This is a genomic window from Paracoccus sp. IB05 (assembly GCF_016405985.1).
In the GTDB taxonomy this organism is placed as follows: domain Bacteria; phylum Pseudomonadota; class Alphaproteobacteria; order Rhodobacterales; family Rhodobacteraceae; genus Pseudogemmobacter.
This window is the reverse complement of record NZ_JAEFCF010000003.1, coordinates 157472-173449: the sequence shown is the minus strand read 5'-3', so window position 1 is coordinate 173449 and position 15978 is coordinate 157472. Positions and strand designations below refer to the sequence as shown.

The window sequence follows — 15978 nt, the reverse complement described above, 5'->3', positions numbered from 1 at the left end:
TCCTTCCCGAACCGGCGCGCGCCTGCAGCCGGGAGTACTTTCGTGCAGCCCCCCCTTATCTCAATGGCCTCAAGGGTCTTGTACGTCCTCAGGGCGCTCTTTGCTGGCCGCGAGGGAATGCGGCAAAGACGGGCACAGGCAGCCACCTCGGCATTCGCGAGCGGCAGGCCTGTTCCCGGCGCGAAACGGCGGCGATCCCGACCGTCAAAATCGGTGCCCGCGTCTGCGCCCGGCGTTCCGATCTGAACGCAGGGCCTGAGACGCAGAGGAACGGAGGGCAGGCCAGTGGCTGATCTGCCTGTTGCCACGATCCCGAAAAACTCCCGCGGGAAGATCTGCGTCACCCTGACCGAATCCGGGGGGATCGGCATTTTCAATGCCCGCGTTCCGTCGACGCGCAGGCCGGGGGCATGCGGCCGGGAAAGGCCGGTGTGGCGCTCCGGCTCGCGGCTACGCCCGCGCCGTGACCGCCGCGCCCGATGAGACAAGAGTGCGGGGGTCTGTGACGTGATCGGGGAAACCATGCGCCACCAGGGGCGAGTCTGCCTGGCTGGGCACGGCCTGGGTGTCACCGATTTCGTGGCATCCCGTTTCCCTGATGGTGCTCGAGCAATATGCCAGCGAAACCGTGGCCGCTGGCACCCCGGGCCTGATCCAGCCGCGCCCGATCATTGACCGCCTGTTCCCGGTCGCTGTCGCGGTGCAGAGGCGGGCGCAGCTTATCACCGTGGGTTCGGGCGCTGTCGAATGGCCGGTGACCATCTCGAGCATCACCGCAGGGTGGGCCGCAACTGAGACCGGCTATGTCGCCGGTCTGACCGAATACGCGACCATCGATAGGGCGCTGAAACCAGAACAGACCCTTGGCATCCACATGCGCGCCACGCGCAAGGCCATTTTCCCCGGCACCGGAAACGGCACCGGCGCGCCGCCCTCGGCGTCATTTCCGGCGCGGCGACCGATGGCATCACCTCGACCCCCGCTCCGGCGCCTGCGCTCAACGATCCGCCGCGCCTTCACACAAGGGGTCATCAGCCGGAACGCGACGACCGAGGGCGATCTGCGCCTTCTGGGGCGAAAGGCTGAACGCAAGGAGAGTCCGACGAAAGCAGAAATGCTTGGCCTGCTCGATGTGTCCCGCGCGGTATTGGGGCCAGGCGGCGTTGTTCGGTATCTGAGCCCGCTTGTCTGCATCTCTGTTGTCACCGGCATGCGGCATGGCGAGCTGCCGGCACTACAATGGGAGGACGTTGACCTCGGCGGGCGGATGGTCGCTGTGCGGCCCGGGGCCGATCAGTTCGAACGAACCGGGGATCCTAAATCCCGCGCCGCCTTCCGTGATATACTGCTCGCCCCTTTGGAGGTGACAGAGCTGGAGAAGAGGAACCTGGCCTCTCTGGGTCGCAATCCATCGCCTCTGGGGTTCATCGGGAACCGGGGACGTTTGGTCCAGCCCGCTTGCATTCAGCAAGCGTGTGTCAGATTGCAAAAACGGCTGCCTGGTGGTGACGAAGGCATGGACGGCTCGGCTGGCCTCTGCCTCCGTGGTTTTGCGCCTTTGCTGATCCCGGCGACCAGCGCCGGTTTGCGGCGGGGCCGTCGCCTGACGACTTCTGGTAATCCTCCGCCTGTCGCCACGTTTTGCGCGTTGCAGCCCGAGCAGGGTTCACTGTGGCAAAACGCATGGCGGCGTGGTCACCCTTATCCGCGCTTTAACTCGCTTTGCTGGCGATCGCGGGGCCGGTCAGCACCGTCAGGTTCGGCCCGGAACCGGGCCGTGCCAGGTTCGCCTCATTGGGTGAAAACCATAGCCAAAACGGTCTCTGGCCGCGTCTTTTCCCGCCGGAGGGGCGTTCAGTTGGCCTTGCGGCGTGGCAGGAACGGCAAAGGCATTACATGCACGCCGTCGTCCAGCAGCTTCCGCGCCTCTTCCGGCCTGGCCTCGCCATAGATCGAGCGCTCGGGCGCATCGCCGTCATGGATGCGGCGCGCCTCGGCTGCGAAATTCATCCCGACATATTCCGAGTTCTTTTCGACCTCGCGGCGCAAAACAGCCAGGGCATTTTCGATCTCGGCGCGCGAGGGGACCGGTGGCGCAGCAGGCGAGGCTTCGGGCGCGCCGGAAGACGGCGTTTCCCCGGTGGGTGCCGCCTTGCGGGCGGGGCCAAGCGAGGGTGTCATCAGCGCCTTTTCAACGCGCGCGCTGCCGCAGACCGGACAGGCCAGGTGGCCGGCGCGCGACAGGCTGTCAAAGGCCTGGCCATCGGCGAACCAGCTCTCAAACCCATGGCCTGCCTCGCATTGCAGCGTGTAGCGGATCATTCTGCGTAATCTCCTGCTGGCCCGGGCCTTTGGTGCCGGACCATATAGCGGGGAAGCTAGTGTTTCGCGGGCGCGGGTCAAGGCCACAGCCACCGGATCCTGTCAGAGCCGGTCGAAGGAAGCAGGTCAGACCTGACCGCCATCCTGCTTTGACCCATCCTGCTTTGCGCCGTTCGGTTTTGCATTGCCTGCCGCGAAGGCAAGGATCAGCTGTTGCAGATCTGGCTCGTCAACCTTGCGCGCCGCTTTTTCCGGGCTGAACCATTTGCGCCGCCGCTGACGATATTCGGGATATTTGCGGGCAAGGCTGGCGACCCGTACCGGATAGACCTCGACATCGCAGCGCAGCGCCAGATCGGTGTCGCGGCACAGCACCTTGTCATAGCTGTAATTTCCGACCGGAAACCCATCGGTTGCCCCGGTCACCCCGGCCTCTTCCCAGGCCTCGGTCAGCGCGGCATCGGCATTGCTGCGATCTGCCATCGGCCAGCCCTTGGGAAGCACCCAGCGGCCGGTGTCACGGCTGGTGATCAACAGGATCCGTGTCCCGTCCTTGCTTTCATTCCAGCACAATGCCGCAAGCTGAAGCCTGATTTCCAAATCGGAATCCCGATACGCTAGCCTGACCTCTTTGTTCATATTATTTACCAGCTACCCTCGCACCCGTTCGGCCGTTGCAGCAAAACCCTGCGGACCCGGGAGTCTGTTATACATATGGTTCATTGTGCCTGACGCGCGCCGCCCGGCCTATGGTTATATAGAGATTTATCAAGATTTTCTGTCTGTGAGGCTAATATGCACAAGATTGTGACGCTGTGCCGGATCAAAATCCCCGCCTGGGCGGGATGTGGAGAAGGCTGATGCGGATATTCATCGGGCTGGATATGCCGGCATCTGTGCGCGAGGCGCTTGTCCTGCAGCAATTCCTTTTGCCGCTGCACCGCAGGATTGCGGCAGAGGAGCTGCATCTGACGCTGCTCTTTTGTGAGGATCTCGCCGACGACCTCGCGGAGGTGCTGCACTTTGAGCTTTCCGATCTGCATCTGCCGGGATTTGAGATGTCGCTGGCGGGGCTCGGGCTTTTTGGCGGCACAAAACCGCACAGCGCCTGGGCCGGGGTCGCGCCTTCTGTGTCACTCGTCGCGCTGCAGGCTGCGGTCGAGGCGGCCGGGCGGCGCGCGGGGCTTGATCTTCCGCATCGCCGCTTTGTGCCACATGTGACGCTTGGCCGTTTCAGCCGTACCGATCCCGCGACGCTGATGCGGCTGGAACGCGGCATCGCGGCCGGGGCGGGCTTTGCTGCCGGCCCCTGGCAGGTCGATGAGATTGTGCTCTGGCAAAGCGTGCTGACCGCAAACGGCCCCCGCTATAGCGAGCTTGCCCGTTATCCGTTTGCACAGCATCGCCGCCCGCCGCGCGATCCCTGACCGCTTCCTTGACAAGTCCGGGGCAGGGGTGCAGCACGGGCAGAGCTTTACACGATCAGTCCAGGACAGAAAGCAGACCTGCCGATGACCCGTTCCATCACCATTGCCGGCCGCGAGATCGGCCCCGCCCATCCGCCGCTGGTCATCGCCGAAATCGGCATCAATCACGGCGGCGATCTGGATGTCGCGAAAGAAATGGTGCGCCTTGCTGCCGGAGCCGGCTGCGAGATGATCAAGCATCAGACCCATATTCTCGAAGACGAGATGACGGAGGAGGCGAAGCAGATCTTCCCGCCGAATGCCGATGTCTCGATCTGGGAGGTGATGGCGCGCTGTGCCCTGGACCAGAGCGACGAGGCCGAGCTGAAACGCTATACCGAAAGCCTCGGGATGATCTGGATCTCGACGCCGTTTTCGCGTGCAGCGGCCGATTTTCTCGAAACTCTGGATGTGCCGGCCTATAAGATCGGCAGCGGAGAGGCCGACAATCTGCCGCTCATTCGCCATATCGCGAAAAAGGGCAAGCCGGTGATCATGTCGACCGGCATGCAGACCATCGATACGATCCGCGCGAGCGTGGATATTCTGGATGCTTCGGGCGTGCCCTATGCGCTGCTGGAATGCACCAACCTTTACCCGAGCCCGCCTGAAATTGTGTCCCTGCGCGGTGTGACCGAGCTGAAAGAGGCCTTCCCGAAGGCGGTTGTCGGCTTTTCCGACCATTCCATCGGGCCGGAAATGGCACTGGCAAGCGTAGCGCTCGGGGCCACGATCCTTGAGCGCCATTATACGGATTCGCGCTACCGCAAGGGCCCGGACATCATCAATTCGATGGATCCGGCGGAGCTGCGCCTGCTGATCGACCGCTCGAAAGAGATCTGGATCGCGGCGAACAACCCGAAGCAACGCTCGGCGCCGGAAGAGGATGTCTACCGTTTCGCGCGCGGCTCGGTGGTGGCGGATCGCGACCTGCCGGAAGGCCATGTGATCCATGAGATCGATATCTGGGCACGGCGTCCGGGCTCCGGGGAAATCCCGGCCTATGACTTTGACAGGCTGATCGGCAAGCGTCTGACGCGCACGGTCACGCGCAATACCCAGCTGAAATGGAGCGATCTGGCGTGACGTCGGTGGCGCGCAGGATCCTCTTTCTGACCGGTACCCGCGCCGATTTCGGCAAGCTGGAGCCACTTGCGGCGGCGGCGCGCGAGGCGGGGCATGAGGTCACGTTTTTCGTGACCGGCATGCATATGATGACCCGCTACGGGCTGACCGCGCATGAGGTGCGCCGCCAGCCCGGCATTGCGACGCATGAATTTCTGAACCAGCGCCCCGGCGATCCGCAGGATATCGTGCTGGCAAAAACCGTCACCGGCTTTTCGGATTTTGTCACCGAAAGCCGCCCGGATCTGATCGTCCTCCATGGCGACCGGATCGAGGCGATGGCGGGCGCGCTGGTTTCGGCCACGAATTACATCCGCTCGGCCCATATCGAGGGGGGCGAGGTTTCAGGGACCATCGACGAGGTGTTTCGCCACTGCAATACCAAGCTCTGCACGCATCACTTCGTGTCCTCCGAGACAGCGAAACGCCGGGTGATGGCGCTTGGCGAGCCCGAGGATGTGATCCATGTGATCGGCTCGCCGGAGCTGGATTTCCACGCCCGCCCCTCGGGCGTGACGCTGGACGAGGTGCGGGCGCGCTATGCGATCCCCTTTGCCGATTACGGCATCGCGACCTTCCACCCGGTGACCTCGGAACAGGCGACGATGGGCGCCCAGGCCGAGGCGCTGTTCGCGGCTCTGACCGACAGCCAGCGCAATTTCGTGGTGATCGCACCGAACAACGACCCTGGATCAGAGGCGATTTTCCGGGTGCTGGATGCTTTGCCGAAGGCGCGGTTCCGGGTGCTGCCCTCGATGCGCTTCGCGCATTTTTCGGAACTGATGCGCAACGCCGCCTGTATCGTGGGCAATTCCTCGGCGGGCGTGCGCGAGGCGCCATTTCTCGGTGTGCCTTCGCTGGATGTGGGTACCCGCCAGACCAACCGCTCGGACGCGGCCTCGGTCACCGCCGTGTCGGCCTTTGACCGCGCGGCCATCCTTGGGTTTCTCACCAATGCCTGGGGCAACAAGGCGCCCCGCGATGCGGGTTTTGGCGAAGGCGCTGCGGCGGATCGTTTCGTCGAAGTGCTGGCCGACCCCGCCTTCTGGGACCGGCCTTTGCAAAAGGCGTTTCATGACTGAGACGCCGCAAGGGGCGGGCCGTTACCAGCCCGAGAAACCGCCATCCACATTGATCAGCTGGCCGGTGATATAGCCGGATTGCGGGCTGGCAAGGAACAGCATGGCATCGGCGATCTCATCGGGTTTTGCCATACGGTCGAGCATGATCAGCTCGCCCACGCGCTTCTGGAATTCCTCGGAATGGCCGTTGAACACCGCGCCCGGCGCGATGGTGTTCACGGTCGCGCCGCGCCCGGCCCAATAGCCGGCCAGCCAGACCGTCAGCCCATGCACCCCGGCCTTTGAGACGCCATAGGCCGAGAAATTCTTGAACGGCATCCCGTCATAGATCCGGTGATGCGCCCCGTTCAGCGCATACATCGAGGCGACATTGACCAAGGTGCAGGGGCGGCGCCCGACAATGTCGCGATCCATCTGCCGCGCGATCATGAAAGGCGCGGTCAGATTGGTGCGCATGGTCTTTTCCCAATCCGCCACTTCAAGATCGGCGAAGTCCGGAAAGCCCTTGCCCGCGCCCATCAGCAGCTCGCCGGTAATGGCGGCATTGTTGAGCACGACATTGGGCTCCCATCCGTCTTTTTCGATGCGTTTGAAAATGGTTACGACCTGATCTTCATCCGATACATCAAGCTCGTAAAAGCGAAAATTTTCGTTTCCCGCATGGGCTTCTTTCAGCGCCTCGGCCCGGTGCCCGGCAAGATCAGAGCTGACCACCCGCGCGCCTTCGGCCAGCATGCGGCGCACGTAAGTGCTGCCCAGCACACCACCCGATCCGGTGATGAAAACCGTGCGGCCTTTCAGTTGATCAGCCATGATGCGCCCCTTCCTGAGCTTCTTTCAACAAAAACTCGACCAGCCGGAAATCGAACGGGCTGTCGATATCGACACAGCGCTCGGGGGGCATCAGGTAAGGGATCACGCGCCCCTCCCAAAGCCCTTTCGAGCGCTTCAGGTAATCGGGCGAGACCACATAAGTCGAGGCCGCATGTTCATAAACCACCGGCGCCTGCTGACGCGCGACCACGCCGCCGGGCAGCGGTTTTGAGACATGCAGGGCGCCACTCGCATCGGGCTCAACCAGGTTGAAATAGGGGTTCTTGCGCGCCTCGCAACACGACATCACCATGTCCGGCGCCTCACGCGCGAAAAGATCCAGTGCACCGCTGATATCCTCGGGCAGCCGCAAAGGCGAAGTACAGTCAAGATCCAGAAACGCCATTACCGGACGGTCGAGCAAAGCCTGCGAGGCATCAAGCGCATGCGCCCAGACCCCCCATTTCCCGGCCTGATCAGTGGCCAGATGCGCAGGCCTGAGCCCGATTTGCAGCGCGCCCTTTGCCACGGCATGATCATAGATCTCTTCATCATCGGTCGAGACCACCACCGCATCAACGCCGGGATGCGCGAAAAGCTGATCCAGCGACCAGTCGATCAGCGGCTTGCCGCAAATCTCGCGGAAATTCTTGCGCGGCACGCCTTTGGACCCTTTGCGCGCGCCGATATGACCCAAAATCATGTGAGCTCCTTATCGATCAGGCCGATGAAACGGCGATTCTGCCAGGCCTCGCTGATGAGTTTCGCCGAGGCGATAACGCGGTCAAGCCGCGGCAGATGTTCGACCGGATCGGGGCTTTGCCCGGCCACCAGCGCCAGAAAGGCGCGCATCGCATCGAGGAACATCGCATTGCGCTCCAGCGGCAGGTCAAGCACCCGCTCGCCCGCCAGGTCCTGGACCCGGTAGATCTGGGCCGCGAAATCAAAGTCAAAGCTCTGACGGGTGCCGTGCAGCACCGCCCGCCGATGCAGGCGCGGCGTCAGGTAATCCATTGCGACCGAGCCCGCCACCCCTCCCTCGCGCTGCCTGAGCGTGATGAAACTCGCCAGATCAACACCCGGGTAACCGGCATGGCCCTGCGACAGCACCTCGTCTGGCTGCAGCCCGGGGAACAGGCATTGCGCCATATCAAGCTCATGGCACAGATCCAGCAGCACACCGCCGCCTTTCTCCTGCGCGGCATAGCTCTGCGCAAAGGACCAGTTCTGCCGCCACTGGGTGACATCATGGCCAATCGCAAAGGAAAACCGAAAAATATCCGACAGATCGCGGCGCGCGAGTTCGCGAAACGCCGGATGCCAGCGCATCATATAACCGACCATCGACCGCTCCGCGACCGCGGCGCAGCAGGTGCTGATGGCATCCACCCCGGCTGGCAAAAAGGACAGCGGCTTTTCCACATAGACCGGCAGACCCCGATCCGCCGCCGCGCAGATCACTTCGGCGCGCACATCGGTCGCGGTCGCCACCACCACCGCATCATGGTCGCGCAGATCCGCCTGCAATCCGGCCGCGCCATATCCCCGCCAGCCGCGCAAGCGCGCCACCGCCCCAAGCGTCTGCAGGTTGTCATGATGGCGCCGCCCGATCGAGCCCGCCCCCACCACCAGAACCTTCAAAGCCATCCTGCGCCTCCGCTTTTCCGGAGCGCATCGCATGAATTCCGCGTCGCGACCAGCCACCTCATTTTCTGTCCTTAAATATCCTCGGGGGGAGGCGCGGCACGCGCCCGGGGGGCAGACAGCCCCCCGATGCCCGGCCCGCCAAACTCAGCCAGCCAAACTCACCCCGCCAAAGCCGCGCGCCGGTTCCAGTACACCGCCGCCTCCACCTCGGCACAAAGTGCGATCAGCTCTTCATCCGCCCCGAAAGGCGCGGCGAGATGGATGCCAATCGGCAGGTCGGATTTCGACCAGCCCAAAGGCAGCGACGCCGCCGGCTGGCCACTCGCGTTGAACACAGCCGCAAAGGGCGAATAGTCAAAGCAGCGCCCCGGCCCGAGGCGGTAATCGACGTAATCCTCGGTCTCATGGCTGAAGCGCCCGACATGTGCCGGCGGCTCGGCCAGCGTGGCCGAAAGCAGAATGTCGTAACCAGCGCCGCTTGCATCAGGGCCGTCCTCTGGCCGGAAGAAATACGCCATCTCACGACCGAAATCATGGATATCCTCGACCGCTTCCAGATAGCGCAGCGGCCCGAGCGCCTCGGCATGTTTCACCGCGCCGCGCCCGACACCCTCGACCAGATCCGCCGTCAGCGCGCGGCCTTTCAGCTTTTGCCGGATCGTCAGCGCGGTGCCGACCGCGACGATATCGGTCCAGGCCCGCATCATTGCCCCGATATCCGCCTTTGGTCGCGCCGGCTCCACATGATGGCCAAGGCTTTCCAGCAGCTGCCCGGCCTCCCGCACGGCAGCCGCGACCTCCGGGTCAATCGCGGCGCCGGTAAAGGTCGTGTCGCAGATCGCCACGCGCAGCCGCCGGGGCGGGGCCGAGATCGCCTGACCGTACCCTTTCGCCAGCGGCGGCGCGCAATAGGGCGCGCCGGGGTCAGGTCCCTCGCAGGCATCCAGCATCACCGCCGTGTCGCGGACCGAGCGTGTCAGGAAGCCGTCAATCGCCATACCGGCCCAGCCCTCACCGGACCAGGGCCCGTCGGGCAGCCGCGCGCGGGTCGGCTTGAATCCGAACAGCCCGCAATTCGAGGCCGGAACCCGGACCGAGCCGCCGCCGTCTGATCCATGCGCGAAAGCGACGATCCCCGCCGCGACCGCCGCCGCCGCGCCGCCCGAAGAGCCGCCGGCGGTATGGTCAGGATTCCAGGGGTTGCGCGTCGGCCCGCCATAGACGGCGGCTTCGGTTGCGATGCCGACCCCGCCTTCGGGGCTTGTCGTGCGCCCGAAGGTCACCACCCCGGTCGCCCGCATCCGGGCCATCATATTGCAATCGGCGGCATAGGTCCTGGCCGGAGCAAGCCGCGTGCCGTTAAGGGATGGCAGATCCTTTGCCTCAAGCCCCAGATCCTTGATCAGGAAGGGCACGCCGCGAAACGGCCCGCGCGGCAGGCCGGCGCGGATTTCAGCGCGCGCAACCTCTTCCTGCACCAGCACCACGGCATTGATTGCCGGATTTCGCGCCCCGACCGCCGCCAGCGCCGCATCCAGCAGCTCATCCGGGCTGACCTCGCCCTTTGCCACCAGCCCCGCAAGTTCGGTCGCATCCCGTGCGCCCAGATCCCCGATCATCTGCGATTCCCCGTTATCCATCACCCGGCCAGTCTGGACGCGGCGCCCGGGAAAGGTCCAGAGGCGCCGCGCATCCGGCTGTTACCGCAACCATGTGGCCCGGGCGACCAAAGCGGCCCCTGCCGCCGCTTTGCCACCCGTCAGCCGCTTGACAGAGGGCAAGGGCGGGTCGCATGGAAGGCAGAGCAACGGTTCCGGCACCGCGCCCGCAAAGCGCGGTTTTCCGGAGAATAGGGAATGTGGCCGGGCCTTCTGCGCAGGGATCCGGGACCACAGCTGCCCCCGCAACTGTAAGCGGTGAGCGGCGGTTGATGATGCCACTGGAAGTGCCTCAGAGGGGCTCTCCGGGAAGGCCAGCCGTCCGCCCGGACCCGCGAGCCAGGAGACCTGCCGCTGCTGATCACCCTTTCCCTCGCACGGGGCGTGCGGCGGAGGGCGGAGTGCCGCCAGAGGTGACGTTCATGCGCAACGGGAGGGCTTTCCCCCGCGGCGAAAACGCATCAGGGCAGCGGTCAGCGACCGGCGGCTCCGAAGAAAGGGCTGAGAGATGTTTCACAGGGTTTCCCATCTGGCACTGATCACCGCGCTGGCCGCCGCCGGTGCTGTGGCGACAGCTGGCGGCCGTGCCAATGCGCAGGCGCAGGAGGAAGAGCCGATTGAACTGGGCACCATTACGCTGACGGCCAGTGGCGAGCCGGTCGCCCTCAGCCGTACCGGGGCCACGGTAACGGTGCTGACCGCGCCCGAGATCGAAAAGCGCGGCCCGCTGTCGCTGGTGGGTATGCTGCGGCAGGTGCCCTCGGTGACGCTGGCGGCGAATGGCGGTATTGGCAGCCTCACCACGCTGCGCCTGCGCGGCCTGCCGGGTTATTATGTCGGCACCCGGATTGACGGGATCGATGTCTCCGACCCCTCGAACACGCAGCATTACTTCGACTTTGGCGGCTCGACGACGGCGGGGGTCTCGCGGATCGAGGTGCTTCGCGGCTCGCAATCAGCGCTTTACGGATCCGAGGCGGTGGCGGGGGTGATAGACATCACCAGCTGGCGCCCGACCGAAGACGGGGTTTCGGGCGAGGCCGCGCTGGAGGGCGGCACCGATCAGACCTGGTCCGGCACACTGTCGCTTGGCTTCAGAGATGCCCGCAGCACATTCGCGATCAGCGCCAACCGTACCATCACCGATGGCATTTCTTCCTATGCCAAAGGCATCGAGGATGACGGGTTCAGGACCAGCTCACTCAGCCTTTACGGCGCCTATGATCTGACCGAGACCGTCACGCTGGGTTTCAACGGGTTTCGTAAATCTTCGTTCAGTGAATTCGACTCCGGAACCGGGGATGCCGATAATTTCGGCACCAGCGACCTGACCGGCGGGCGGGCCTTCCTGCGCGCCGAGCTTGGCGCGACCTGGCACGAGATTTCCGTCTCGCGCATGAAGACCAGCCGCGAAGTATTTGAGTTTGGCGGCTTTACCTGGTTCGACAGCGACCGTGATGTGATCGCCTGGCACAGCGGTTGGACCGCCACCAATACCCTGTCGCTGAATTGGGGGCTGGAACATAAGGAAGAGGATTTCACCTCGTCTTCCGCTTTTGGGTCTGAGGCGGGTTCCGCCAGAACCAGTTCAGCCTCGGCCGAGATCCTCTGGGCCGCGACCCCCGATCTCGACCTGTCACTGGCGCTGCGTCACGATGATCACAGCCGGTTTGGCGGACAGAATTCGGCCCGCGCAGCGCTGGCCTGGCGCCCTGATGACGCCTGGATCCTTCGTGCGGTGGCCGCGAAGGGCTATCGTTCTCCCTCGCTTTACGAGCTGCATTCCAGCTATGGCGATCCCGGCTTTACCCCGGAAAACAGCCGCAGCTTTGAACTGAGCGCCGAAAGGCTCTTCAACAATGGCTCGGTCCAGGTGACGCTGTTCGACACCGAAATCAGCGATCAGATCATCTTTGACAATGTGCCCTTCGCCTATCGCCAGATCGACGGCACCTCGACAAGCCGCGGGATCGAGATGACGGGGCAGGTCGAAATCGCCTCGGGCTGGCAGCTTTTCGGCAATTACACCTATGCCGATGTGGTGATCGACGAGGCCGGGTCGGAGCGGGGCGCGCCACGAGCACCGCGTCACAACCTGACCATCGGGGCCGAGGGCCAGATCACGGACCGTTTCAGCGCGGCCATGTCACTGACCCGCGTGGCCGGGGCACGGGACGAATACTGGGACTGGGGCGCCATGGTCCTGGTGCAGGAGGCGCTGCCCGATTACACCCTCGCCAATCTGACCTTGTCCTATGAGCTGAATGACACAACCGAGGCCTGGCTCCGCGTCGAGAACCTATTTGACGAGGAATACCAGACCGCGCGCAATTACGGCCAGCCCGGACGTCAGGTCTTCCTCGGCCTGCGGACAAAGTTCTGATGCTGCGGGCCGCCGCCCTTGCCTTGCTTGCCTTGCTTGCCTTCGCAGGTCCGGCGGAGGCCGAACATGATGATGACCACGCCCCTGTGCCGGGGCGGGTGGTCTCGATCAACCTTTGCACCGATCAGCTGGCGATGATGCTGGCGGCGCCGGGGCAACTGGTTTCAGTCAGCCATCTGGCCTCGGACCCGCTGGCGTCCTCCATGCCGGAGGAGGCCGCCGCCTATACCGCAAACCGGGGCGGCGCCGAGCAGGTGTTTCTTATGAAGCCGGGTCTCGTGCTGGCCGGCACCTATACCGCCCGCGCCAGTGTCGATCTTCTGCGCCAGCTTGGTATCCGGGTGGAACAGGTCGCGCCGGTCACCTCGCTGGAGGGTGTCAGCGCGCAGATCCGCGAGGTGGCGGGGTATCTCGGGCGCGAGGCGGCGGGCGAGGCGCTGGTCACTGAATTCGAGGCCGGGCTAGCGGCGCTGGCGACCGGTCTGCCCCTGAGGCCGGCGGCACTTTACTATCCCAATGGCTATACGACGGGGAAGGGCACCCTGTCGGATGATGTTCTGGCGCATACCGGTTTTGCCAATATCGGCGCGGTCGCGGGCGTCAGTGGCGGAGGTGTCCTGCCGATGGAACTGCTGGTGATGGCGAGCCCCGACCTGATCGTGACCTCTAAACCCTATCCCGGCGCCTCGCGTTCGGAAGAGATCCTTGACCATCCCGCGCTGGCGCTTTTACAGGCTGAGGCCGGGGTGGTGGCCTTCAGCGATGCCGACTGGATCTGCGGCACACCGCATATCCTGCGTGCGGTCGCAGAGATGCGCGCGGCGCGGCTGGGGCTGGATGACACAAAGGCCGGGACAGACGCTGGGGAGCGCGCCGAATGAAACTGCTGATCCCGCTGTTGCTGGCGCTGGTGGCTCTGCTGTTTGCGGCCTCGCTTCTGATCGGGCCGGCAGGGCTGGGCCTTGGCGAAAGCCTGCGCGCGCTTTTGGGCGGCGAGGGAGGCCCGGTCGTGCTGGTCATGCAGGAGATCCGCCTGCCGCGCGCGCTCCTCGGCCTGCTGATCGGCGCGGCGCTCGGGATCTCCGGCGCCGCGATGCAGGGCTATCTGCGCAACCCCCTGGCCGAGCCGGGGCTGATCGGCGTTTCGGCCTCGGCGGCGCTGGGCGCCGTTCTGACCTTGCAGACCGGGCTTGCGGCGGCCTTTTCGCTGGCCTTGCCGCTGGCGGCGCTGGCGGGGGCGGGGCTGGCCTCGCTGCTGATCCTGGGGCTTGCCGGCCCGCGCGGCGGTGCGCTGGCGCTGATCCTGGCCGGGATCGCGATTTCCGCGCTGGCCGGCGCGGCGACCTCGCTGGTCCTGAACCTCTCGCCCAATCCCTTTGCCGCAGCCGAAATCGTCTATTGGATGATGGGCTCGCTGGCGGACCGGTCTTTCACCCATGTCTGGCTGGCGGCGCCGTTTATCCTTGTGGGCCTTGTGGCGCTGCTGAGCCTCGGGCGGGGCCTTGATGCGATGACGCTGGGCGAGGATGCGGCCGAGAGCCTTGGCATCCGCCCCGCAAGGCTGCGCCTCGTGCTGATCCTCGGATGTTCGGCGGCGGTGGGCGCCTCGGTCGCAGTGGCGGGGGCGATTGGCTTTGTCGGGCTTGTGGTGCCGCATGTGTTGCGCCCGCTGGTCGGCGCCAGGCCCTCGCGGCTTTTGCCGGCTTCGGCCCTTGGCGGCGCGGCGGTGCTGCTTGCCGCCGATATCGCGACCCGGCTGATCGCGCCGGACCGTGACCTGAAGCTCGGCGTGCTGACGGCCCTGGTCGGCGCGCCTTTCTTCCTGCATCTGATCTGGAAGATGCGGAGGGTCGAGGCATGACATTGCTGACACTGGACAGAGTGACCGTGCGTCGCGGCGCCCGCGCAGTGGTCGAAGCTGTTTCGCTGACGGTGGGCGAGGGAGAATTCATCGGGCTGATCGGCCCGAACGGTGCCGGCAAGACCACGCTGATGCGCGCCGCTCTGGGGCTTTTGCCGCATGAGGGGCGCTCGAGCCTTGCGCTGATGCCGGCACGGGCACGGGCGCGGACAGTGGCCTTCCTGCCGCAGGGGCGCGAGATTGCCTGGCCGGTCTCGGTTGCGGATCTGGTGGCCCTGGGCCGTGCGCCCTGGGGCCATGCTGATCCTGCCGACCCTGCCGTGGCATGGGCGCTGAGACGCCTCGGGATTGAGGGTTTCGCGGCCCGGCCTGCGACCGAACTTTCCGGCGGCGAACAGGCGCGGGCACTGATTGCCCGCGCGCTGGCGCAGGAGACGCCGTTGCTGATCGCCGATGAGCCGGGCGCCGGTCTCGACCCGGAGGCGCAGATCCGCATGATGACGATCTTCGCCGCTCTGGCGGACGAGGGGCGCGCGGTGGTGGCTTCCGTCCATGATCTGGGCCTCGCCGCCCGTCATTGCACCCGGCTCTTGCTGATGGATTGCGGGCGTCTGGTCGCCGATGGCCCACCGCGCGAGGTGCTGACTGCGGCGCGGCTTGCGGCCACATTCGGCATCCGCGCCCATCTGTCGGAAGGCCCGGACGGGCTGATCTTCCAGCCGCTCGCGGTGATCCGGTGATCCGTGACCATCTCGCGCGGCCCTGGCTCTTTGCGCAATTGCCCGGTCCGATGCGCATCCTGTCCCATGCGCCCTTTGGCGCGGGGTTTGTGACCGGCGACACCATCGCCTGGCGTGAGGTGCGCGACCAGGATCTGAAGCCGGATTTCCCGGTGGAAGCCTGGTTCGGGGCCGAAATGGCCCGCGCTCCGATGCAGGCGACGGTTGGCATGATGACCTCGCGCGATGTATCGAGCCGGGTGCTGGCCGAGGCTGAGGCGGAAGGCGTCCGGGCGGCGGCGCTGGTGACGCTGGGCCTCTCGAATGCCGAAGCCGTCGGGCGACGCCTGCCCTGGCACCGCGCCGATGGGTCGGGCTTTGGCACGGTGAATATCCTCGTCACCACCGATGCCGCCCTGTCACAGACCGCGCAGATCGAGGCGCTGACCATTGCCGTCGAGGCCCGCACCGCCGCGATCATGGATCTCGGGCTGGATCTCGCCACAGGCCGCGCCACGGGAACCGGCACCGATTGCCTGGCGCTGGCCTGCCTGCCGGGCGAGGGGCGCTATGCCGGCCTCCATACCGCGGCAGGCGAGGCAGTGGGTGCCGCCGTGCGCAAAGCGGTGGCGCAGGCGGGCGCGGAATGGATGGCCTGGCGCGCGCCGAAGCTGCGGGACCAGCGCGCGCAGCCCGCCCGCTAAATCTCTCCTGGCCGGCTAAGGCCCTTCTCACGTGGGATCTTACCCGGGGAGCTTTAAACGCGCGCTGAAGAAGCCTTTAAGAGGGCACGGTTTCCTGTTTCGGCTGTCTTCGGCATTCTGCTTCGGACCCGGTCACGGCGGAAGGATCCCCGCCTTGCATCATCGACGCGCCCCGATCCCCGGGAACGGCAGGTCTCT

The 15978-nt window shown here is 65.3% G+C and carries 15 protein-coding genes and 1 riboswitch; of the genes, 9 read left to right on the top strand and 6 right to left on the bottom strand.

Annotation, left to right across the window (positions count from 1 at the left end; genetic code table 11):
* The first annotated feature begins 598 nt into the window (after positions 1-598).
* A complete protein-coding gene (locus JC607_RS03580; protein ID WP_198835571.1) occupies positions 599-1951 on the top strand; it encodes a hypothetical protein in 1353 nt (450 codons plus the stop codon).
* Here the strand turns inward: JC607_RS03580 and JC607_RS03575 are convergent.
* On the bottom strand, positions 1855-2322 hold the full coding sequence (locus JC607_RS03575; RefSeq protein ID WP_198835570.1) for a DUF1178 family protein: 468 nt from the start codon (positions 2320-2322) through the stop codon (positions 1855-1857). The two genes, JC607_RS03580 and JC607_RS03575, sit on opposite strands and share 97 nt — an antisense overlap.
* Before the next feature lie 126 nt (positions 2323-2448).
* Positions 2449-2922, bottom strand: a complete 474-nt coding sequence (locus tag JC607_RS03570; RefSeq protein WP_233092597.1) for an NUDIX hydrolase — start codon at positions 2920-2922, stop codon at positions 2449-2451.
* 260 nt (positions 2923-3182) lie between these two features.
* On the opposite strand from JC607_RS03570, the gene thpR reads away from it, so the two are divergent.
* The 3 genes from thpR to neuC all read left to right on the top strand — a co-directional run bounded on the left by thpR (position 3183) and on the right by neuC (position 5995).
* Positions 3183-3749, top strand: coding sequence for an RNA 2',3'-cyclic phosphodiesterase (gene thpR, locus JC607_RS03565; protein WP_233092596.1), 567 nt, complete (start codon positions 3183-3185; stop codon positions 3747-3749).
* A gap of 84 nt (positions 3750-3833) precedes the next feature.
* On the top strand, positions 3834-4874 hold the full coding sequence (locus JC607_RS03560; RefSeq protein ID WP_198835568.1) for an N-acetylneuraminate synthase family protein: 1041 nt from the start codon (positions 3834-3836) through the stop codon (positions 4872-4874).
* The gene (gene neuC, locus JC607_RS03555) at positions 4871-5995 is read left to right on the top strand and encodes a UDP-N-acetylglucosamine 2-epimerase (RefSeq protein WP_370584742.1); all 1125 of its coding nucleotides are present in this window, start codon (positions 4871-4873) and stop codon (positions 5993-5995) included. Before JC607_RS03560 ends, neuC begins: the two co-directional genes overlap by 4 nt.
* 21 nt (positions 5996-6016) lie before the next feature.
* Here the strand turns inward: neuC and JC607_RS03550 are convergent, their stop codons facing one another.
* The 4 genes from JC607_RS03550 to JC607_RS03535 all read right to left on the bottom strand — a co-directional run bounded on the left by JC607_RS03550 (position 6017) and on the right by JC607_RS03535 (position 10074).
* Entirely contained in the window at positions 6017-6808 is a 792-nt protein-coding gene (locus JC607_RS03550) for an SDR family NAD(P)-dependent oxidoreductase (protein ID WP_198835567.1), read from the bottom strand.
* Positions 6801-7511, bottom strand: a complete 711-nt coding sequence (locus tag JC607_RS03545; RefSeq protein WP_198835566.1) for a cytidylyltransferase domain-containing protein — start codon at positions 7509-7511, stop codon at positions 6801-6803. Before JC607_RS03545 ends, JC607_RS03550 begins: the two co-directional genes overlap by 8 nt.
* Entirely contained in the window at positions 7508-8455 is a 948-nt protein-coding gene (locus JC607_RS03540; protein ID WP_198835565.1) for a Gfo/Idh/MocA family protein, read from the bottom strand. Before JC607_RS03540 ends, JC607_RS03545 begins: the two co-directional genes overlap by 4 nt.
* Before the next feature lie 158 nt (positions 8456-8613).
* Positions 8614-10074, bottom strand: coding sequence for an amidase (locus tag JC607_RS03535; RefSeq protein ID WP_198835564.1), 1461 nt, complete (start codon positions 10072-10074; stop codon positions 8614-8616).
* Between the two features lie 172 nt (positions 10075-10246).
* A riboswitch (cobalamin riboswitch) is annotated at positions 10247-10484 on the top strand.
* Between the two features lie 137 nt (positions 10485-10621).
* On the opposite strand from JC607_RS03535, the gene JC607_RS03530 reads away from it, so the two are divergent.
* Genes JC607_RS03530 through JC607_RS03510 form a run of 5 tightly spaced genes read left to right on the top strand, consistent with a single transcriptional unit; the run spans position 10622 to position 15780 of the window.
* Positions 10622-12496 carry a TonB-dependent siderophore receptor gene (locus tag JC607_RS03530; protein WP_198835563.1) on the top strand — a complete coding sequence of 625 codons (1875 nt, stop codon included), beginning with the start codon at positions 10622-10624 and terminating at the stop codon, positions 12494-12496.
* Complete coding sequence (locus JC607_RS03525) at positions 12496-13377, top strand: ABC transporter substrate-binding protein (protein ID WP_198835562.1); 882 nt, start codon at positions 12496-12498, stop codon at positions 13375-13377. Before JC607_RS03530 ends, JC607_RS03525 begins: the two co-directional genes overlap by 1 nt.
* Positions 13374-14357, top strand: coding sequence for an iron ABC transporter permease (locus JC607_RS03520; RefSeq protein WP_198835561.1), 984 nt, complete (start codon positions 13374-13376; stop codon positions 14355-14357). The genes JC607_RS03525 and JC607_RS03520 overlap by 4 nt, the downstream gene beginning before the upstream one ends.
* Positions 14354-15097 carry an ABC transporter ATP-binding protein gene (locus JC607_RS03515; protein ID WP_198835560.1) on the top strand — a complete coding sequence of 248 codons (744 nt, stop codon included), beginning with the start codon at positions 14354-14356 and terminating at the stop codon, positions 15095-15097. The genes JC607_RS03520 and JC607_RS03515 overlap by 4 nt, the downstream gene beginning before the upstream one ends.
* Positions 15094-15780, top strand: a complete 687-nt coding sequence (locus JC607_RS03510; RefSeq protein ID WP_198835559.1) for an adenosylcobinamide amidohydrolase — start codon at positions 15094-15096, stop codon at positions 15778-15780. The genes JC607_RS03515 and JC607_RS03510 overlap by 4 nt, the downstream gene beginning before the upstream one ends.
* Positions 15781-15978 lie beyond the last annotated feature (198 nt).

Excerpts from the sequence above, each read along its gene's own strand:
- JC607_RS03525 (WP_198835562.1), top strand. The coding sequence starts at position 12,496 with ATGCTGCGGGCCGCCGCCCTTGCCTTGCTTGCCTTGCTTGCCTTCGCA.
- JC607_RS03530 (WP_198835563.1), top strand. The coding sequence starts at position 10,622 with ATGTTTCACAGGGTTTCCCATCTGGCACTGATCACCGCGCTGGCCGCC.
- JC607_RS03560 (WP_198835568.1), top strand. The coding sequence starts at position 3,834 with ATGACCCGTTCCATCACCATTGCCGGCCGCGAGATCGGCCCCGCCCAT.
- JC607_RS03550 (WP_198835567.1), bottom strand. The coding sequence starts at position 6,808 with ATGGCTGATCAACTGAAAGGCCGCACGGTTTTCATCACCGGATCGGGT.
- JC607_RS03545 (WP_198835566.1), bottom strand. The coding sequence starts at position 7,511 with ATGATTTTGGGTCATATCGGCGCGCGCAAAGGGTCCAAAGGCGTGCCG.
- JC607_RS03520 (WP_198835561.1), top strand. The coding sequence starts at position 13,374 with ATGAAACTGCTGATCCCGCTGTTGCTGGCGCTGGTGGCTCTGCTGTTT.
- JC607_RS03575 (WP_198835570.1), bottom strand. The coding sequence starts at position 2,322 with ATGATCCGCTACACGCTGCAATGCGAGGCAGGCCATGGGTTTGAGAGC.
- JC607_RS03535 (WP_198835564.1), bottom strand. The coding sequence starts at position 10,074 with ATGATCGGGGATCTGGGCGCACGGGATGCGACCGAACTTGCGGGGCTG.
- JC607_RS03580 (WP_198835571.1), top strand. The coding sequence starts at position 599 with ATGGTGCTCGAGCAATATGCCAGCGAAACCGTGGCCGCTGGCACCCCG.
- thpR (WP_233092596.1), top strand. The coding sequence starts at position 3,183 with ATGCGGATATTCATCGGGCTGGATATGCCGGCATCTGTGCGCGAGGCG.
- JC607_RS03515 (WP_198835560.1), top strand. The coding sequence starts at position 14,354 with ATGACATTGCTGACACTGGACAGAGTGACCGTGCGTCGCGGCGCCCGC.
- JC607_RS03540 (WP_198835565.1), bottom strand. The coding sequence starts at position 8,455 with ATGGCTTTGAAGGTTCTGGTGGTGGGGGCGGGCTCGATCGGGCGGCGC.